Annotated in this window: 19 protein-coding genes and 1 pseudogene; 5 read left to right on the top strand and 15 right to left on the bottom strand. The window is 72.2% G+C overall.

Annotated elements, in window-relative coordinates; translation table 11 throughout:
• Window positions 1-151: 151 nt before the first annotated feature.
• From ISU07_RS08645 to rpsP, 10 genes and pseudogenes are all read right to left on the bottom strand, one after another.
• Window positions 152-460 carry a DUF2469 domain-containing protein gene (locus tag ISU07_RS08645; protein WP_194706361.1) on the bottom strand — a complete coding sequence of 103 codons (309 nt, stop codon included), beginning with the start codon at window positions 458-460 and terminating at the stop codon, window positions 152-154.
• Window positions 457-1,179: a ribonuclease HII gene (locus ISU07_RS08640; protein ID WP_194706360.1), complete on the bottom strand. Its 723-nt coding sequence runs from the start codon at window positions 1,177-1,179 to the stop codon at window positions 457-459. Before ISU07_RS08640 ends, ISU07_RS08645 begins: the two co-directional genes overlap by 4 nt.
• 6 nt (window positions 1,180-1,185) lie before the next feature.
• Window positions 1,186-1,947: a signal peptidase I gene (lepB, locus tag ISU07_RS08635; RefSeq protein WP_194706359.1), complete on the bottom strand. Its 762-nt coding sequence runs from the start codon at window positions 1,945-1,947 to the stop codon at window positions 1,186-1,188.
• A gap of 34 nt (window positions 1,948-1,981) precedes the next feature.
• A complete protein-coding gene (lepB, locus tag ISU07_RS08630) occupies window positions 1,982-2,758 on the bottom strand; it encodes a signal peptidase I (RefSeq protein ID WP_323742504.1) in 777 nt (258 codons plus the stop codon).
• Between the two features lie 47 nt (window positions 2,759-2,805).
• Window positions 2,806-3,168 carry a 50S ribosomal protein L19 gene (gene rplS, locus ISU07_RS08625; protein WP_194706358.1) on the bottom strand — a complete coding sequence of 121 codons (363 nt, stop codon included), beginning with the start codon at window positions 3,166-3,168 and terminating at the stop codon, window positions 2,806-2,808.
• 215 nt (window positions 3,169-3,383) lie between these two features.
• A complete protein-coding gene (locus ISU07_RS24445) occupies window positions 3,384-3,752 on the bottom strand; it encodes a GNAT family N-acetyltransferase (RefSeq protein ID WP_323742508.1) in 369 nt (122 codons plus the stop codon).
• Between the two features lie 102 nt (window positions 3,753-3,854).
• Window positions 3,855-4,541 (bottom strand): annotated as a pseudogene (trmD, locus tag ISU07_RS24440) (tRNA (guanosine(37)-N1)-methyltransferase TrmD); the annotation flags it as partial.
• Between the two features lie 3 nt (window positions 4,542-4,544).
• Window positions 4,545-5,105, bottom strand: a complete 561-nt coding sequence (gene rimM, locus ISU07_RS08615) for a ribosome maturation factor RimM (RefSeq protein WP_194706356.1) — start codon at window positions 5,103-5,105, stop codon at window positions 4,545-4,547.
• 73 nt (window positions 5,106-5,178) lie between these two features.
• Complete coding sequence (locus ISU07_RS08610; protein WP_194706430.1) at window positions 5,179-5,421, bottom strand: RNA-binding protein; 243 nt, start codon at window positions 5,419-5,421, stop codon at window positions 5,179-5,181.
• A 5-nt stretch (window positions 5,422-5,426) separates the two neighbouring features.
• Window positions 5,427-6,032 carry a 30S ribosomal protein S16 gene (gene rpsP / locus ISU07_RS08605; protein ID WP_194706355.1) on the bottom strand — a complete coding sequence of 202 codons (606 nt, stop codon included), beginning with the start codon at window positions 6,030-6,032 and terminating at the stop codon, window positions 5,427-5,429.
• A gap of 273 nt (window positions 6,033-6,305) precedes the next feature.
• Here rpsP and ISU07_RS08600 point away from each other — a divergent pair, with 273 nt between their 5' ends.
• Both ISU07_RS08600 and ISU07_RS08595 read left to right on the top strand, forming a co-directional pair.
• Window positions 6,306-7,811: a hypothetical protein gene (locus tag ISU07_RS08600; RefSeq protein WP_194706354.1), complete on the top strand. Its 1,506-nt coding sequence runs from the start codon at window positions 6,306-6,308 to the stop codon at window positions 7,809-7,811.
• Between the two features lie 26 nt (window positions 7,812-7,837).
• Window positions 7,838-8,461, top strand: a complete 624-nt coding sequence (locus tag ISU07_RS08595) for a hypothetical protein (protein WP_194706353.1) — start codon at window positions 7,838-7,840, stop codon at window positions 8,459-8,461.
• Window positions 8,462-8,465: 4 nt separating this feature from the next.
• On the opposite strand, the gene ISU07_RS08590 is transcribed toward ISU07_RS08595, so the two are convergent.
• A complete protein-coding gene (locus ISU07_RS08590; RefSeq protein WP_194706352.1) occupies window positions 8,466-12,656 on the bottom strand; it encodes an nSTAND1 domain-containing NTPase in 4,191 nt (1,396 codons plus the stop codon).
• 146 nt (window positions 12,657-12,802) lie between these two features.
• On the opposite strand from ISU07_RS08590, the gene ISU07_RS08585 reads away from it, so the two are divergent.
• A complete protein-coding gene (locus ISU07_RS08585; RefSeq protein WP_194706351.1) occupies window positions 12,803-13,051 on the top strand; it encodes a hypothetical protein in 249 nt (82 codons plus the stop codon).
• Window positions 13,052-13,055: 4 nt separating this feature from the next.
• Here ISU07_RS08585 and ISU07_RS08580 read toward each other — a convergent pair whose 3' ends face one another.
• Window positions 13,056-14,132 carry an amidohydrolase family protein gene (locus ISU07_RS08580; protein WP_194706350.1) on the bottom strand — a complete coding sequence of 359 codons (1,077 nt, stop codon included), beginning with the start codon at window positions 14,130-14,132 and terminating at the stop codon, window positions 13,056-13,058.
• Window positions 14,133-14,193: 61 nt separating this feature from the next.
• On the opposite strand from ISU07_RS08580, the gene ISU07_RS08575 reads away from it, so the two are divergent.
• Window positions 14,194-14,766: a GtrA family protein gene (locus ISU07_RS08575; RefSeq protein WP_194706429.1), complete on the top strand. Its 573-nt coding sequence runs from the start codon at window positions 14,194-14,196 to the stop codon at window positions 14,764-14,766.
• On the opposite strand, the gene ISU07_RS08570 is transcribed toward ISU07_RS08575, so the two are convergent.
• The 3 genes from ISU07_RS08570 to ffh form a co-directional block, all read right to left on the bottom strand.
• Window positions 14,753-15,334 (bottom strand): DNA-3-methyladenine glycosylase family protein, encoded by a 582-nt coding sequence (locus ISU07_RS08570; RefSeq protein WP_194706349.1) that lies wholly within the window; start codon window positions 15,332-15,334, stop codon window positions 14,753-14,755. The two genes, ISU07_RS08575 and ISU07_RS08570, sit on opposite strands and share 14 nt — an antisense overlap.
• Before the next feature lie 392 nt (window positions 15,335-15,726).
• Complete coding sequence (locus tag ISU07_RS08565) at window positions 15,727-16,104, bottom strand: hypothetical protein (protein ID WP_194706348.1); 378 nt, start codon at window positions 16,102-16,104, stop codon at window positions 15,727-15,729.
• The gene (gene ffh / locus ISU07_RS08560) at window positions 16,101-17,672 is read right to left on the bottom strand and encodes a signal recognition particle protein (RefSeq protein WP_194706347.1); all 1,572 of its coding nucleotides are present in this window, start codon (window positions 17,670-17,672) and stop codon (window positions 16,101-16,103) included. Before ffh ends, ISU07_RS08565 begins: the two co-directional genes overlap by 4 nt.
• Window positions 17,673-17,780: 108 nt before the next feature.
• Here ffh and ISU07_RS08555 point away from each other — a divergent pair, with 108 nt between their 5' ends.
• The gene (locus ISU07_RS08555; RefSeq protein ID WP_194706346.1) at window positions 17,781-18,095 is read left to right on the top strand and encodes a hypothetical protein; all 315 of its coding nucleotides are present in this window, start codon (window positions 17,781-17,783) and stop codon (window positions 18,093-18,095) included.
• Window positions 18,096-18,125: the final 30 nt, after the last annotated feature.

Raw genomic sequence — 18,125 nt, 5'->3', positions numbered from 1 at the left:
GGCCGCGACCGCTGGGGGGTGGGTCGCGCACGAGAAGCGTAGGGAGCCGGCATCAGCCTTTCGGTCAGTTCGCCCAACCTGGGGCGACTACGTCTAGACGGACGGAAGAAGGATGCGAACCCGCGTCAACAAGTGCACGCGACAGCCGTCGTCACCCCTTCGGTGGGTCGATCTCCGACGGGCTGAGCTCCTCGACGTTCACGTCCTTGAACGTCAGCACCTTGACGTTCTTGGCAAACCTGGCGGGGCGGTACATGTCCCACACCCACGCGTCGCTCATCGAGACCTCGAAGAAGACGTCGCCGGACTCGGTCCGAGCCTTCACGTCGACCTGGTTGCAGAGGTAGAAGCGGCGGTCGGTCTCCACGACGTACTTGAAGATGCCGACGACGTCGCGGTACTCGCGGTAGAGCGTGAGCTCCATCTCGGTCTCGTACTTCTCGAGATCCTCGGCGCTCATGCTGACTCCCCTCGTCGCGCGTCCACTCCGACGTTAGTGCTTCCGACAAGATCCTCCAGAGGCGGCTCCAGACCGGCCGCGCGCCGGACGTTCACGAACCGCATGCGGTGCACCGGCGAGGGGCCGTGCTCGGAGAGCGCGGCCGCGTGCGCGTCGGTGACGTACCCCTTGTGGGTGCGGAAGTCGTACTCCGGCCACTGCTCGTGCATCTCGCACATGATCCGGTCACGGGTGACCTTGGCCAGCACCGAGCCGGCGGCGATGCAGGCCGCCACCCGGTCGCCCTTCCACACGGCAAGGCCCGGCACGCCCAGTCCGTCGACCGGGAAGCCGTCGGTCAGGACGTACTCCGGCGGCACGTCGAGCAGCGCCACGGCCCGGCGCAGCGCCTCGACGTTCGCCACGTGCATGCCGAGCCGGTCGCACTCCTCGGAGTCGATGACGACGACGGACCACGCCAGCGCCCGCCGGAGGATCTGGGCGTAGCAGCGCTCGCGCGCCTTCTCGGTCAGCAGCTTGGAGTCGGCCAGGCCCGGGATCCGGCCGCCCTGCGAGTCGCGCAGGATCGCGGCTCCGGCGACCAGCGGGCCGGCGCAGGCGCCACGGCCGGCCTCGTCGGCGCCGGCGATGTGCACGATGCCGGTACGCCGCAGCGCGCGCTCGTAGCCGTAGAGGCCGGCGTCGCTGCGCACGGTCAGGCCGCGGGGCAGGTCACTCATGGGCGCTCATGGGGCGGCGTCGGGGACGTCCGCGAAGGTCGAGGGCCGGTGCAGCCAGTGGAAGTGGGAGCGCGGCCAGAGCAGCACGAACACCTTGCCGACCACCAGGTCGACCGGCACGAACTCCGCCCCGGGCACGCAGTCGGTCACCGTCTTGTCGCACATGTGCACCGTGGAGTCGGCGGAGTGGGCGCGGTTGTCGCCCATCACGAAGATGTGCCCCGCCGGCACCGGACCGGCCGTCCAGCCGGTCTCGCAGGGCTTCATCGGTCCGTAGCAGTCCTGGCCGCCGTCCACGCGGGCGTACGACTTCTCGTTCAAGGCGACGCCGTTGACCTCGAGCCGACCCCGGTCGTCGCAGCAGTGGATCACGTCGCCGGACACGCCGATGACGCGCTTCACCAGGTGTCCGCCCGAGGGGTACAGCCCGATCTTGGCCATCAGCTTGGTCACCGTGTTCGGCGGTCCGACGGCCTCGGAGCCGCTGAGCCAGCCGCCCGGGTCCTTGAACACCACCACGTCGCCACGCTGCGGGGTGCCGCCGAACCAGTACGACACCTTCTGCACCAGGATCCGGTCGTTGCGCACCAGACCCGGCTCCATCGACTCCGACGGGATGTAGAACGCCTGGACCAGCAGGGCCTTGATGAGGATGGCCAGACCGAGCGCGACAGCCAGGAGAAAGATGGTCTCCTGCCAGAGCGGGAGGTGCTTCTTCGGTGACTCCTGCTCGGTCTGCACGGAGGCGTCGGAGCGCTCGGAGGTCACCGAGAGAGCCTAACCACTGACCCCGAGAACCGGCTCAGCGACGCGTCGTCGTGGGGACGGGGTCCGGGACCCCGGCGAAGTCGTCGGGACGGTGCAGCCAGCGGAAGTGGTCATGGGGCCAGAGCACCACCAGCACCTTGCCGACGACCAGGTCGACCGGGACGTACGCCTCGTCGTTGGTCCTGCCGTTCGCCTTGCGCAAGTGGTACGACGAGTCGGCGGAGTCGTTCCGGTTGTCGCCCATCACGAAGATCGTGCCCGCCGGCACCGGGCCGGCCGTCCAGCTGCACCCGGGGACCATCGGCCCGAAGCAGGCCGCGCCGCCCTTGCGGGCGTACGTCTTCTCGTCCAGCGCGACGCCGTTGACCTCGAGGCGGCCCCGGTCGTCGCAGCAGTGGATGGTGTCGCCGGCGACGCCGATCACCCGTTTCACCAGATGACCGCCGGACGGGTACAGCCCCACCTTGGCCATCAGCTTGGTGACCGGGTTGGCCGGGCCGACCAGGTCCTCCTCCGGCAGCCAGCCGCCGGGGTCCTTGAACACCACGACGTCGCCACGCTGGGGGGTGCCGCCGAACCAGTACGACACCTTCTGCACCAGGATCCGGTCGTTGCGCACCAGACCCGGCTCCATCGACTCCGACGGGATGTAGAACGCCTGGACCAGCAGCGCCTTGATCAGGACGGCCAGCCCGAGGGCCAGCACCAGGAGCAGCAGGCTCTCGAGCCACATCGGCAGCTGCCGACGACGCTCGGGCTCGTCCAGCCGGACGGAGCCGCCCGTGCCCGGGCCGACGTCTTCGGTCGTCACGGACAGGCCGCGGGGAACGGGTGGGGGTACCGAGGGCGACGCGGCCCTCAGGCCTCGCGCCGCTCCTTGATCTTCGCGGCCTTCCCGCGCAGGTTGCGCAGGTAGTAGAGCTTGGCGCGTCGGACGTCACCACGGGTGACGACCTCGATCTTCTCGAAGATCGGCGAGTGGAGCGGGAACGTGCGCTCGACACCGACGCCGAAGGAGACCTTGCGGACGGTGAAGGTGCGGCCCACACCGGAGCCGTGCACCCGGATCACCACGCCCTGGAAGATCTGGACACGGGCGCGGGAGCCCTCGACGACCTTGACGTGCACCTTGACGGTGTCACCGGCGCGGAAGGCGGGGAGGTCGTCGCGCTTGCTGGCATTGCCGAGCTCGGCGACGGCAGAGAAGTTCTTGACGCTCATGTCTCTCCTCACGGGTGCCACAGGTCAACCGCGGATCGATGCGGGGATGTGCAGTTGGGGATCGGTCCAGTCATCGTGGCCAGCGGCGTCAGCGCCCCCTGTGGCAGGTGCCCGACGCAGGTTCCCCGGCTTTGCTGTCCGGTTCGCCCTTCGGCCGACTGGGCCGACGGGCAAGTCTGCCAGACGTCATCCGGGGGCCGAAATCCGAGCGAGACCTAGCGCTTCTTCACCATCGACACCACGCCCGGCTCCGGCGTCCCGGTGAGCCGGTACCCCGCCTTCTTGTACATCCGCTGGTTGCGCGTGCTCCCGGCACCGGTGAACAGGGCGTACGACGTCACCTCGGCCGGCGCCGCCTCCTCGACCGCGCGGAGCAGCACCCGGCCCAGCCCGCCGCCCTGGAGGTCGGGTGCGACCATCAGCCGACCGACGTGCCACACCCCGCCCCGTGCCGCGCCACGCACGGCACCGACCAGACGGCCGTGCGACCGGGCCACCAGGACCGTGTCCCGGGCCATCCAGCCGCGCACGTCGTCCGGCGACTCCTCGAGGGCCGGGATGCGCACCCCCGGGTTGGCCTCCATCTCCTGGAGCCAGCACGCGCGTTGCAGGGTGTACAGCTCCCCCGCGTCCGCGGGCTCGGCACGGTGCAGCAGCACATCGTCGGTCAGCACCGCCGGCGACAGCAGGTCGGGCCGCCGCGTGGCGGTGCGGCGTACGGACTGCTCGTGCCGCCACCGTGCGATCGCACCGTGGTCACCGCTGAGCAGCACGGGAGGAACGTCCAGGCCGCGCCAGGATGCCGGCTTGGTGTACACCGGCGCCTCGAGCAGACCGTCCTCGTGCGACTCCTCGACCAGCGACCCGGCGTTCCCCATGAACCCGGGAACCAGCCGGACGACCGCCTCGCAGATGGCCAGCGCGGCGACCTCGCCACCGTTCAGCACGTAGTCGCCCACGGAGACCTCGCGCACCTCGAACCGGCCGGCGACGTGCTCGGCGTAGTACTCGGGCACCCGCTGGTCGATCCCCTCGTACCTCCCGCACGCGACCACCAGGTGCGAGCGGGCCGCCAGCTCCCGGGCCATCGCCTGCGTGAACCGCTCCCCCGCCGGCGTCGGCACCAGCAGGGTCGCGCCCTCGGCGCCCACGTCGACGCTGTCCAGCGCCTCACCCCAGGGCTCGGGCTTCATCACCATCCCGGCGCCGCCGCCGTACGGCGTGTCGTCGACCGTGCGGTGCCGGTCGCGCGTCCAGTCCCGCAGGTCGTGGACGCGTACGTCGAGCAGGCCCGAGTCGCGCGCCTTGCCGGCCAGCGAGAGGTCGAGGGCGTCGAAGTACGCCGGGAAGATGGAGAACAGGTCGATCCGCACGTCTCACGCGTCCCCGTCGGCGAAGGGGGCGACCAGCCCGGGGCGGTCGGCGACCACCACCCGGCCGGCGGCGACGTCGACCTCCGGGACCAGCGCGGCCACGAAAGGCACCAGGGTCGGGCGGCCGTCGGTGGCCCGGACCTCGAGCAGGTCCTGGGCGCCGTGCACGAGCCCGGTCACCTCGCCGATGACGGCGCCGTCGAGGTCCTCCACGCGCAGCCCGACCAGCTGGTGGTCGTAGAACTCGTCGGGGTCCGCCGGCGACTCCGATGCGTCGAGGTGGGCCAGCAGGAGCGTGCCGCGGGCGCCCTCCGCGGCGGTGCGGTCGGGCAGCTCGGCGAACTTCACCAGCAGCGTCGTCCCGTGCCAGCGCAGGGAGTCGATCGCCAGGCTGGTCAGGCCGCTGGCGGAGCCGCGGGGCGGCTCGGCCGCCAGGGTGGTCCCGGCGACGAAGCGGCGCTCCGGCTCGTCGGTGCGCACCTCGACGGTGACCTCGCCCCGGAGCCCGTGCGGCTTGCCGATCCGGCCGACGACGACCTCGACGCTGTCATCATCACGGGCCACGCGGGTGAGTCTAGGAATGACGACCGGCGCCACCCCATCGAGGGGTGACGCCCGGTCCGGGTCGATCAGGGTGTCAGCGACCGCGGTCGACGTCGACGAAGTCGATCCGCGCTCCGCCGCGGCCCGCGAGGGCCCCGATCACGGTGCGGAACGCCGTCGCCGTGCGGCCGTTGCGGCCGATCACCTTGCCGAGGTCGTCGGGGTGCACGCGCACCTCGAGGATCGAGCCCCGGCGCAGCTGCTTGTCACGGACCGTGACGTCGTCGGGGTTGTCGACGACGCCGCGGACCAGGTGCTCCAGTGCCTCGGCGAGCATCATGCTCAGGCCTCGTCGCCGGACTTGGCCTCGGCGTCGGCCTCGGCGGTCTCAGCGGTCTCGGCGGCGTCGGCGGCACCCTCAGGGGTCTCCTCGGCGGGCACCGGAGCCGGGGCCTCCTCAGCCGGAGCCTCGGCAGCCGGGGCCTCCTCGGCGGGAGCCTCGGCAGCCGGAGCCTCGGCAGCCGGGGTCTCCTCGGCGGCGGGCGCCTCCTCGGCCTTCTTCTCGGCCTTCTTGCGGGCGGTGGTCGCGCCGGCCTTGGGCTCGCTCGCGGCGTCCTTGAGGGCCTCGTTGAAGATCTCGAGCTTGTCGCGCTTGGGCTCCTTGACCTTCAGGGTGCCCTCGGTGCCCGGCAGGCCCTTGAACTTCTGCCAGTCACCGGTGATCTTGAGGATCTGCTCGACGGCCTCGCTCGGCTGCGCGCCGACGCCCAGCCAGTACTGCGCCCGGTCGGTGACGACGTCGATGTACGACGGGTCCTCCTTGGGGTGGTACTTGCCGATCTCCTCGATCACCTTGCCGTCGCGCTTCTTGCGGGAGTCGACGACGACGATGCGGTACTGCGGCACCCGGATCTTGCCCAGGCGCTTCAAACGGATCTTGACGGCCACGTCTGTGGTGTCTCCTCGAAAGTGGTGGTGGTGAGGACTCCGCGGCCAGGTGGGGAACCGGGTGAGAGTCCTCGGGGCGCCGTACACGGGTCGGATGAGAGGGTCCAGCCCGCCACGGAACTCAGCGCGTCATTCTGCCAGAGGCCGGTCCGCGCGGCTCAATCGGCGGACAGGGACGGGCGTCCTGGTCCCATCGGGTGGAATCTTCGTCCGATCGGTCAGTTCCGCGACGTTCTGCCTCCGCTCGCTCGGTCCGGATTTTACCCTCCGAACGTGACGAAGAGCCGTACGGAGTCGGCCCCTGATGCCTGGCTGGTCGAGCTGACCCGCATGGCGTCCGGGCGCGCCTCCCTGGCGGCACGATGCCGCGCTCGCGCAGCGGCGCGACCGTGGACGATCGTCGTCCTCGCGCTCGGGGTGCTCCTGGCGAGCTCCACCACGGTCCTCCTGATCGGTTCTCGCGCGCGTGGGGTCGACCATCCCGATCAGTGGGACCAGCGTGTCGCTCCGTTCGTCGAGCTGGTCGAGAAGGAGCGGGGACTGCGCTTCGCCCACCCGGTGTACGTCGACTTCCTCCCACCCGAGCGTTTCCTCTCGAGCTCCGCGCCGGCCGATCTCGACCTGGACGGTCAGGACCACGCCACGATCGAGGACACGGCTCGTCTGCTCCACGCTCTCGGCGTCGTGGGCAGCGTGCTCGATCTCGAGAACGACTCCGGACGGCTCCGCGGGACCCCGGTGCCGCTCGGGTACTACTCCCCGTCCACGCAACGCGTCGGACTCCGGGGCACCGAGCTCACGCCCGCGCTGCAGGCGGCGTTGGTCCATGAGCTGACCCACGCCCTCCAGGACCAGCACGTCGACATCACGAGCCGGCTCGCCGATCTCGAGGGTGACCCCGCCAAGCAGTCGGCCTTCCGGGCGCTGCTCGAGGGGGACGCCGACCGCGTGGAAGCGGTGTGGCGCGCGACGCTCGACGATGCCGCGCAGCAGCTGCTCGAGGCCGACGCGGCGCGTCTCCAGCCTCCGGCGGACAGGTCGTCGGCGGTACCCTCCGCGCTCAGGACGCTGGTCGGGGCTCCCGACAGGCTCGGCGCACTCCTGGTCGACGTCGTGCGCGCCGCCCACGGCGAACGTGGCATCGACGACATGTTCCTCACCCCGCCGAGCACCCAGGAGCACCTGCTCGATCCGTGGAGCCTGGTGCAGGACCACCAGGGCTCGCTCGCCGTGGCAGCTCCCTTGGTCCGGGCCGGGGACGAACGCTTCCAGGAGGGCACGTTCGGAGCCGTCTCGTGGCTCGTTCTGCTGGCGTCGCGGGTGGCTCCCGAGGATGCCCTCGCCGCCGCCCGGGGTTGGGGCGGTGACGCGTACGTCGCCTTCCGGCGCGACGGCACGGACTGCGCGCGCATCAGCTACGCCGCGGACACCCCCGCGGACCGCACCCGGATGCGTGCCACCCTTCGGCTCTGGGTCGAGCGCGGCCCTCGCGCGTCGGCGCACGTCGAGAGGCGCGGTCAGCAGCTCGTGCTCGAGTCCTGCGCACCGAAGAGGGCGACCGAGGTCGGCGCTGATCGCTCGCACGCGGCGATGGACCTGGCCGTGCTCCACACCGAGGTCTCGTTGGCACTGGTGCGGAAGGGCTTCGACCCGGAGACCGCGAGGTGTGGCAGCGACCGTCTGCTCGAGCTGACGGCCGATCGTCGCGACGCCACGCTGTCGCACGCACGTGTCCTGAGGCGCGTGGTGCACCCGTGCCTCCCGGACGGGACTGACTGACGGCAGCGTCGTCCATGATTCGTCGCATGGATCCCACGGAGGTGCCACCCGGGCAGCCGTACGCCCAGCCACCGCCCGGGTGGCCCTACGGCGACCCACCAGCGCCGCCGAAGCCGGCCAGGTCCGCGGAGGAGAAGCCGCGCCGGATCCCTCGCAAGGCCTGGTACCTGTTCGGGACCGGGCTCATCGTGCTCGGCTTCGTGCTGATGCTCGTGTTCATCGGGGTCGCGGTGACCCAGGGTCTGCGGGTCTTCTCCGACTCCGTCGACATCCGGGTGCCGGGATCCAGCCAGGTCGACCTGCCTCCGGGCACGGAGCGGATGATCTGGGCCCGGCCCGGTGACAGCCGCGGCTGCTCGACCACCGACACCAGCGGCACCGAGCTGCCGATCGACACCGACGTCAGCGTGAGCGTGAGCATGAACGGCGACGAGTGGGTCGGCGTCGGGAAGTTCCCCACGGGCAACGGGCACGTCGTCGTTGAGTGCGACGGCTCCGAGGGCGAGCTGCGCATCGCGCGCGTCTTCGGCGCCTGGAGCTTCGTCGGCTCGATCCTCGGGGCCGTCTTCTCACCGTTCGTGTTCGGGTTCGCCGGGGCGGGCGTGCTGGCGGTCACCGGCGCGCGGCACTACCGCGAGACCCGTCGATGACATGTCAGGACGTCTGGTCGACCTGGTCTGCGGCGGTCGGGTAGCCGGGACAGACCGGCTCGTCGTACGCCTCCACATCGCCGAAGAACGTCTTCCACTCCTCGTAGGTGGGGTTCCGCGCTGCCAGCGCGCACAGTGCCTCGACCATGCCGTCCGGAGTCACGTCCCAGAGCACGACGCCCGCGGGGGTGTTGATGAGCAGGGCCCGGCCGTCGGGGCGTAACCAACCGCCCCGCACCCCATCCGGGGGCTGCGTGGGGATCGGATCTCCGAGGCGGGCCCGGGAGGACCAGTCGACGAGGTAGAGGTCCTGGTCGGTGGACGTGGCCAGCACCCGCGACCGATCGCGGCTGACCTGCACTCCGACCACGGCTGTCTTCGCCCGGGCGAGCAGGATGCCGTCGGTGAAGATCTCGGGCCCGACCACGATCCGCCCGTCGTCGTCACCGGAGAGGACGTTGCCGTCGGAGGTGAGCAGGACGCTGGCGTTCCGCTCGAGTCCGCGGGAGACCTCCGCGCCGTTCAGCGCGTCGAACTCCCTGGTCTCCCACTCGCGCAGGAACCCCTGGAGGCCCTGGGAGTGGTAGGTCACCAGCACCCGCCGGTCGTCCGCGGCAACGCGCGCGTCCTCCACGCCGGGCAGCTCGATGACCGGACCCGCCACGTCGTCGGCGCCGATCTCGAAGCGGGTGACGAAGGTCGTGTCGCCGCGTCGGCTGACTGCCCACGCGTACCTCCCCTCGCCGCCCCCGGGGTACGCCGCGGAGGCACCCGGGACCGGTATCCCCATCACCCGTCGACTCGGTATCTGCACGAGGACCGGCTTCCGGCCGAGCACCGCCACCGTGTCCGGCGACACCCAGCCGGCCCGCCCCGGGGGTAGCCGGAGCACGCGTCGGCCCTGGTCGTCGTGGATCGCGGTGGAGCCGTCTGCCGCCCGGGCCAGCCACCACCGGCCGGTCGGGTCGTAGCCGCCGACCGCGGCCGCGCCGGGCACGAGCAGCCGGGCACCGAGACCGGGGCCGTCGAGGTTCCACCGGGCGTACGACGCCCCGATGTGTTGGAACTCCACGAGTATCTGAGAGCCGTCCGAGGCGCTGTGCACTGCCGTGGCCCCCAAGGGCCCGAACTGTGAGTCGAGCGTCTGTCCCAGCAGACCCGTCCTGGGGTCGCGCTCCTCCACCAGGCTGCCGGTGGTGCAGAAAAGCCGTCCCGGCCGGAACGCGACGGTCAGAAGGACGCACCCGTGCGAGCCCGGCTGACCCGCCGTGCTCCACAGCCGACGTCCTGAGAGCCGGTCGAGGGCCAGCTGTCCCCGCGTGCCCGCCACGGCGATGGTCCGCCCGGCGACGAGAATGCGTACGTCGGCCGTCCTCGCCGGCACCGGCAGCAACCGTAGGAGACCGAGCGTGCGTGCCGACACCTCGCGCAAGGGACCGGTCCGAGCGCCCAGGAGGAGCCGGTCCGGGCCTGAGTACGCCACTGCGGTGACGCCCATCCGGTCCTGGGCCACCAGCCGGCCGGACGCGGTCTCCCAGGTGCGAACGTCCCACCGGCCCTCGCCCCCCACGGCCGTGACGAGTGACCCGTCCGGGCTGACGGCGACGTCGCTCGCCGTGAAGTCAGTCTCGATCGCACGCCGGTGGGCGCGGAGCGGCTGGAGGTCGTAGACAGCGATCACCGGGCAGCTGGGCGGGCAGGCTGTGCTGATCGAAGGTGTCACCAGCTGGACCGCGCGCCTGCCGTCGGCGCTGACGCGGAGCACGGACGGCACCTCGACGGCCGGGAGGTACCTGCGGACGGGACCCGTCGTTCGCCCGGTGACGGGGTCCATCAGGCCGACCGAGGTGCCCGAGGCCACCAGGAACCGGTCCTGCCCCGGCACCTCGGCGGCGGCCATGAAGGCGCCGAAGGGGTTCGCCCGGTAGCCGAGAAAGCCTGACCCGAAAGGCAGGTTGCTCAGCAACGCGGACTCGCTCAGCACGTCGGGCTGCTCCTGCCAGGCCCGCACGGCCAGCAGCCCCGCCACCGGTCGGTCGGAGGCACGCAAGGCCACGGAGCGCGCCACCATCGACTCGTGCTCGGCCGTGCGGGCGGCGGCGGTGGCGGCGTCGCGGCCGCGGGCCGCGGCGCCACCTCTGTCCACGGCGACCTGCCAGGCGACCCCGGCCAGGACGAGCAGCGCGAGGGCGGCGGCGACCAGGACCCGGAGCCGGCGGTTCTGGGCCCGCTGCCGTCCGGCCTCCTGGGCCAGGCGGCGCACGTCCGCGTCGGCGGCGGCCCGCGAGGCGTCCACGAAGCTCCGCTCGGTGTCCCCGAGGGGCTCCTGACCGCGCTCGAGCCAGTCGAGCGCGGCCGTCAGCCGGGCGCCGCGGTAGAGCTCGGACTCGGACCGGTCGAGCGCCTCCCATCCCGCCGCGGCGACCGCGAGGTGGCGTCGGATCTGCTGTCCCGCTCGGTCCTCGTCGAGCCAGGAGCGCAGCCGCGGCCACGCCCGTACCAGCGCCTCGTGCGCGAGGTCGTACCCCTGGGCGTGCGAGGTGACCAGCCGCCCTCGGACCAGGAGGTCGAGCATCCGGCGGCGCGCGTCGCCCAGACCGGTGGCGACGTCGGCGGCGAGCGGCGTGCGGAACGGTTCGCCCGTCTCCGACAGGGAGACCAGGTGCAGCATCAGCCAGCGCACGTCGGCCTGCTCCTCGGGCGAGACGCCCTCGTAGAGACGCTCGGCGGAGGCGGCGACGGCGTCCCGGATCCCGCCGGCCGCGCGGTAGCCGTCGACGGTCAGGAGCGTGTCCTCCCGACGGCGCCAGGTCTCGGCGAGTGCGTGCGAGAGCAGCGGCAGCGCACCCGGCTGGCCCTCGGCGTCGCGCACGAGCAGGTCCACCAGGCCGGGCTCCAGCCGCAGGCCCGCCGACCGGGCCGGACCCTCGACGACCTCGCGTACGCCGGCACCGTCCAGCGGCGCGACCAGGTGCAGGCCACGCTCAACCAGCCGCGCGAGCTCGGGCTCGGCCGCGAGGGCGGCGACGTGGTCGCCCCGCACGGCGACGACGACGGGAGCCGACTCGCGCGCGTAGCGGGACAGCTGCCGCAGCCAGGCGAGCGCCTCCTGCGGGTCACCCAGCGTGAAGGCCTCCTCGAGCTGGTCGACGACGAGCACCGGGTGGCCCGGCCACGGCTGCCGCGCCGCAGCCATCGCGGCGGCCCCGTCCCGACCCGGCGTGAAGACCGCCACCGGCCTGCCCGCCCGGCGCAGCCGGGGCACCAGCCCGGCGCGCACCAGCGAGGACTTGCCGGATCCGGAGGGGCCGCTGACCACGAGGATCGGTGCCTCGTCGAGCCGGGCCAGGCACGCCACGACGTCGGCGTCGCGGCCGAAGAAGGTGTCGCCGTCACCCTCGAGGTAGGGCTCGAGGCCCTTCCACGGACAGGCCTGCCCAGCGATGCGGACCTCGTGGTCGGCGGCCAGGCTGGGGTCCTGGGCCAGGATCCGCGACTCGAGGGTGACCAGCTCGGAGCCGGGGTCCAGGCCGAGCTCCTGACCGAGCGCCCGACGCGCGGCACGGATCGAGGCCAGGGCGTCGGCCTGACGTCCGCCGCGGTACTGCGCCAGGGCCAGCAGCGCCCAGCGCCGCTCGCGGAACGGCTGCTGCCCGGTCAGCACGGTCCCGTCCGCGGCCACGCCGAGGTGGTCGCCGGCGTCCAGCCGTGCCTGCAGCAGGTCCTCCTCGGCCGACAGCCGCAGCTGACCGAGACGCACGGCCTCCAGGCGGCCCGGCAGCCACTCCTCGAGACTGTCGAACGCCGGGCCCCGCCACAGGGCGAGCGCCTCCCGCAACAGTGGGACCGCCCGCTCCGGCGACCGGCGCGCCAGGTGCTCCTCGGCACGGGTCACCAGGTCCTCGAACTGCTGCCGGTCCAGGTCGAGCCGGTCGGCCGCCAGCCGGTACCCGCCGGCCACGGTCTCGATGGCGTCGACGCCCAGCGCCTGCCGGAGCCGGCTCACGCACCCCTGGACGACCTTCGGCCAGGAGGGCGGCGGCTGCTCTCCCCACAGCGCCTCGGCCAGGATCTCGGCGTCCACCCGCTCCCCCGGGCGCAGCGCGAGCGCCGAGACGACGACCCGGTCACGGGGCCCGAGCGCCTTGCCGCTGTCGTCGACCTCGAGCGGACCGAGCACGCGGAGGCGGCGCACCTCGTGATTGTCAGCCGGTGGCGAAACCCGGTCAACGGCGCTGATACCGGGCTGATACCTCCTCGGCGGGGCTCCGATACCGGTGGTGCGCAGTCTCGGTGACGAGCCCGACATCCGGGTTCGACCACCACCGAAGGGACACTCCGATGACCAGCAAGACCCGCACCAACCTCCGCACCACCGTCCTCACCACCGTCGCCGCGGCTGCCCTGTCCGGGCTGGTGCTGACCGGCGGCGGAGCCGAGGCCCAGAACCAGTTCCCGACGATGCGCGGCAACGGCTACACGACGCTGGACCACCCGGCGCTGCCCTGCCACCTCTCCGTGGAGGCCGTCGCGAACTGGGGGGAGACGAGCGCGCACCTGCCGCTCGCCTGCACCTACGGCCCCAAGTGAGGGATCAGGCGACGACGGCGCCTCGCAGCACCACCCGTCGCGGCGAGAGCAGGGCCGTCAGGTCCGCACGGGGGTCCCGGTCGTACACCACGAGGTCGGCCGGGGCCCCCTCGTCGAGCGTCGCGTTCCAGCCCAGCCACTCGCGGGCCCGCCACGAGGCGGCACCGAGGGCGTACTCCGGCGGCATGCCGAGCTCGGCCATCGCGAGCACCTCGCCGGCGAGGTTGCCGTGGCGGCTGACGCCGCCGCCGTCGGACCCGGCGTACAGCGGGATGCCCGCGTCGTACGCCGCCATGATCGTGGCGCGACGTCGGGCGTGCAGGTCGGTGATGGTGGCGGCGTACGCCGGGAAGCGGGCCTGGCCGGCCTCGGCGTACTCGGGGAACTTGTCCAGCTGCATCACCGTCGGCACCAGGGCGGTCCCGCGGGCGGCCATCGCGTCGATGAGCGACCCGTCGAGGCCGGTGCCGTGCTCGATGCAGTCGATGCCCGCGTCGATCAGGCCCGGAAGTACGTCGTGGCCGAAGCAGTGCGCCGTCACCCGGGCACCCTCGGCGTGCGCGGCGGCGATCGCCTCGGCGAACGCGTCGGCCGGGAACGACGGCGCGAGGTCGCCCTCGTCGCGGGAGATCCAGTCCCCGACCAGCTTGATCCAGCCGTCGCCTGCCCGGGCCTCATGAGCCGCGGCGGCGGCCAGCTCGCCGGGCTCGACCTCGTCGGCGTAGTTGCGGATGTACCGCTTCGTGCGGGCGATGTGCCGGCCGCACCGGATCAGCCGCGGCAGGTCGTCGCGGTCGTGGATCCAGCGGGTGTCGGCGGCCGAGCCGGCGTCCCGGATGAGCAGCGCGCCGGCATCACGGTCCTGGACCGCCTGCGCCTCGGCCTCGTCGTCGGGGATCGCGCCGTGGTCGTCCAGGCCGATGTGGCAGTGGGCGTCCACCAGCCCCGGGACGATCCACCCCTCCGCCACGGTCTCCGCGCCGGCCTGAGGCTCGAGAGTCACCCGGCCGTCGACGACGTACAGGTCGCGGGCCTCGCCGTCGGGGAGCACCGGGCCGCGGAAGAGCTGGCTCGTCGGCATGGATGTGAACGTATCCCCTCGGTGCCCCTGGACGCCGGGCTAGCCTCGTGGAGTGAGCCTGATGACCCGGCTGGGCGAGAGCGTGCTGGTGCGGCACCGCCGCAACCTCATCCTGCTCGCGCGCTTCGGTGCCGTCGGCATCTCCGGCGTGGTCGTCAACATGATCGCGCTGATCGTGGCCAACAAGCTCGGGCCGGCGCACGACCAGGCCATCGTGGGGCTGCCGTTCAGCGAGTTCAACATCCGCTGGTACCACGTGTTCTCGACCTTCGCCTTCCTCGTGGCGAACCTGTGGAACTTCCAGCTCAACCGCACCTGGGCCTTCCAGACCTCGCGGCACGCCGCCTGGTGGAAGGAGTACTGGCCCTTCCTCGTCGTCGGCGCCCTGGGCCAGGCGGTCGGCCTCGTCGTGCTGACCGCGCTGATGCACCCCGGCTCGCCGATCTCGCTGCCGACGTCGGTCTTCGACGACTCGTCCGGGTTCCGCACCCGCCTCTACTGGGCGCAGCTGATCGTGATCGCCCTGGTCACGCCGGTGTCGTTCGTGCTGAACAAGGTCTGGACCTTCAACGCCGTCCGCGACCTGCACCGCCAGGAGCGGGAGGAGCGGGCCCGGCAGCTCATCGGGCGCTAGACGCCCTGATCGCGACCGACGCCCACGTGCGCCACGGTCGCCAGGCCTCGGCGACCTCGGCGAAGCCCGCGGCGTCCAGCCGGCGGCCGAGCAGCCGGCCGGTCTCGGCGACCACCCGCGGCTCGGTGGTCGGGAGGACGTCGGTCTGACCGAGCGCCCGCACGCTCACGAGCTGGCTGTAGAACGGCCCGATCCCCGGCAGCCCCTGCAGGTCCCGCTCGACCTCGGCCGCGTCCCGGGCGCGCAGGGTGGCGGTGTCCAGCTCCCCCGCGACGGCCCGCTCGGCCACCGCGTGCGACCGCTCGATCTTCACCTCGGGGATCCCGGGGAACGCGTCGACCTCGAGCAGCCGCGCGGGCGTCGGCACCGCCGGCAGCTCCTCCCCTGCCACCGTCAGGACGCGACCGTGCGCGCGGGACAGCTCGGCACGTACCTCCGCCATCTGCTTCATGGGCCGGCGGGCCGACAGCACCGCCCAGAGCAGCGCCTCGTACGCCGACTGGAAGAGCACCGGCCGGAGCCCGGGCCGCGCCGCCTGAGCCGTCGCCAGCAAGGGGTCGCCGTCCACCAGCGCGTCGTACGACGTCGCGTCGACGTCGACCGACAGGATCCGGGGCCGCCTGGGCGGCCGCCGCGTCGACCCGGTCGGTGCCGGCGACGGTCATCTCCAGCACCTCCGCGGCCGGCTGCGTGACGGCGACGCCGGCGTGCTCGTCGTACCCGTCGAGGACGAACGCCAGCCGCATCACGTCGCCGGCGCTCGCCTGGGTGTACCCGAAGCCGAACCCGATCGCCTCCCGCAGGGAGAACCGCCCCCGGACCTTCCACTCCACCGTCTCCATGACGCCGGACGCTAGGGGGCGGCGCCGACACTGCTTGTAACGCGGTGTTAGACCGTCTTCCCACGTGTTCTAACGCGTGGGAAGACGGTCTAACACCGCGTTACAAGCGGCTCGAGCGTCAGGCGGGCGTGAGCTGCTCGAGCAGCCAGGCGGGGCCGACGACCTGGGCGCCGAGACCCTCCAGGCGCGCCTCCAGCATCCGGTCGGCGGTGACGGCCGTGACGTCGTGGCCGGCCTTGCGGAGGATGGTGACCTCGGTGACGATCGCGTCGTCACCCTGGCCCGAGGCGTGGGTGACACGCACGTGGGCGTCGCGCCCGCGACGTACGCCGCCACGCGCCCCGCCCTCGAGCACGAGCACGACCTCGTCGTGCGACAGGTCGGCGACCATCAGGCGCTCGTGGAGGCGGCGCGTGGCCGCACCGCGGTCCTTCCACCAACCGTCCGGCTGCGAGCCGACGACGTTGGCCGAGTCGATGACGAGGACGCTGCTCACTTGAGGTACTTCGAGAAGTCCTTCGGCAGCTCGAGGGCCGCAGCGGCCTTCTCGTAGTCGATCTCCTCCCCGCCTGGGTTGCCGAACGGGTTGGTGCCGTTTCCTGTCGATGCCGCCTTCTCCTGACGGGCCTTCTCCTCGGCGGCCGCCTTGGCCGGGTTGCCCGAGACGCGACGGCCCTTGGCCGGCTTGGCCTTGCCCTTGTTCTTGCGGCCGCCCACGGCGGCCATGCCGGGCATCCCCGGCATCCCCGGGAGCCCGCCGCCCTTGGCGAACGACATCATCATCTTGCGGGCCTCGAAGAACCGGTCGACGAGGTTGTTGACGTCGGAGACCTGGCGGCCGGAGCCCTTGGCGATGCGGGCCCGCCGCGAGCCGTCGATCATCTTGGGGTTGTCGCGCTCGGCCGGCGTCATCGACCGGATGATCGCCTGGATGCGGTCGATCTCGCGCTCGTCGAAGTTCTCGAGCTGCTCGCGGAACTGGCCCATCCCGGGCAGCATCCCCATGATCTTCTGCATCGAGCCGAGCTTGCGGACCTGCTGCATCTGCTCGAGGAAGTCGTCCAGGGTGAAGTCCCCACCCTGGCCCGAGAGCTTCTGCGCGGCCTTGAGCGCCTGCTCCTGGTCGAACGCCTTCTCGGCCTGCTCGATCAGGGTCATGACGTCGCCCATGTCGAGGATGCGCGAGGCCATCCGGTCGGGGTGGAAGACGTCGAAGTCGGTGACCTTCTCGCCGGCGGAGGCGAACATGACCGGCTTGCCGGTGATCGACGCGATCGACAGCGCGGCACCGCCTCGGGCGTCGCCGTCGAGCTTGGTGAGCACGACGCCGTCGTACCCGACCCCGTCCAGGAACGCCTGGGCCGTCGTGACGGCGTCCTGGCCGATCATCGCGTCGACGACGAACAGGATCTCGTCGGGCTGGACCGCGTCGCGGATGGACGCGGCCCGGGCCATCATCTCGGCGTCCACGCCGAGCCGGCCGGCCGTGTCGACGATGACCACGTCGTGGAGCTTGCGCTTGGCCTCCTCGATCGACTGGCGGGCGACCTCGACCGGGTCACCGACGCCGTTGCCGGGCTGGGGGGCGAAGACGGGTACGCCGGCGCGCTCGCCGTTCACCTGGAGCTGGGTCACGGCGTTGGGGCGCTGGAGGTCGGCGGCCACGAGCATGGGCGTCTTGCCCTGCTCCTTGAGCCAGTGGGCCAGCTTGGCGGCCAGGGTCGTCTTGCCGGCGCCCTGGAGGCCGGCGAGCATGATGACGGTCGGGCCCGACTTGGCGTACCGCAGCCGCCGGGTCTCCCCGCCGAGGATGTTGACGAGCTCCTCGTTGACGATCTTGACGATCTGCTGGGCGGGGTTCAGCGCGCCGCTGACCTCCTCGCCGCGCGCCCGCTCCTTGACGGCGGCCACGAAGTCCTTGACGACCGGCAGCGCGACGTCGGCCTCGAGCAGCGCGATGCGGATCTCGCGCGCGGTGGCGTCGATGTCGGCCTCGGAGAGCCGGCCCTTGCCGCGGAGGTTCTTGAAGGCATCGGCGAGGCGGTCGGAGAGCGTGGCGAACAAAGAATGGTCCTCTGGTTCGTAGCAGGGTGTCGTTGCGTGGGGCAGCAGCCTCCCAAGGCTATGTCATAGGCCCTTGAGTAGCGGCCTTCCCGCGGTCACGCTGGGGCGGTGCAGGAGCTGCTGACGGTGTGCGGCATCGCGGTGGCGATGGTCCTGGTGACGGCGTACGTCATCGTCCGCTTCCAGCGCTCCCTCGACCGTCCGGGCGGCCGCGACGGTCTCGGCGGCATCGGGGACGCCTTCGGCAACTTCATCGACGTCTTCGACCCCGCCCAGGCCAAGGCCCAACGCGACCTCAAGGCCGAGGAGCACAAGGGCCCGGTCGCCCCCACCCCCGACGACGAGGACGACCCGGTCCGCCTGGTCAACGGCCCCGACGGCTCGCCCCGCGCGGTACGGATCAGGCGGTCGCGGTCGGGCTGAGGGTGCCGGAAATGGCGCGATCGCGGCCGA

Origin of the sequence: Nocardioides islandensis (assembly GCF_015352455.1) — a bacterium.
Taxonomy (GTDB): Bacteria; Actinomycetota; Actinomycetes; order Propionibacteriales; family Nocardioidaceae; genus Nocardioides; species Nocardioides islandensis.
Note: the sequence above shows the minus strand (reverse complement) of the source record. Positions and strands in the feature narration are given on the sequence as shown.

Coding starts and splice junctions, on each gene's coding strand:
- ISU07_RS08575 (WP_194706429.1), top strand. CDS start 14,194: ATGACCCGGCTGGGCGAGAGCGTGCTGGTGCGGCACCGCCGCAACCTC.
- ISU07_RS24445 (WP_323742508.1), bottom strand. CDS start 3,752: ATGGAGGCCAACCCGGGGGTGCGCATCCCGGCCCTCGAGGAGTCGCCG.
- ISU07_RS08610 (WP_194706430.1), bottom strand. CDS start 5,421: ATGCTCGCCGAGGCACTGGAGCACCTGGTCCGCGGCGTCGTCGACAAC.
- ISU07_RS08580 (WP_194706350.1), bottom strand. CDS start 14,132: ATGCCGACGAGCCAGCTCTTCCGCGGCCCGGTGCTCCCCGACGGCGAG.
- ISU07_RS08595 (WP_194706353.1), top strand. CDS start 7,838: ATGGATCCCACGGAGGTGCCACCCGGGCAGCCGTACGCCCAGCCACCG.
- ISU07_RS08645 (WP_194706361.1), bottom strand. CDS start 460: ATGAGCGCCGAGGATCTCGAGAAGTACGAGACCGAGATGGAGCTCACG.
- ISU07_RS08585 (WP_194706351.1), top strand. CDS start 12,803: ATGACCAGCAAGACCCGCACCAACCTCCGCACCACCGTCCTCACCACC.
- ISU07_RS08640 (WP_194706360.1), bottom strand. CDS start 1,179: ATGAGTGACCTGCCCCGCGGCCTGACCGTGCGCAGCGACGCCGGCCTC.
- rplS (WP_194706358.1), bottom strand. CDS start 3,168: ATGAGCGTCAAGAACTTCTCTGCCGTCGCCGAGCTCGGCAATGCCAGC.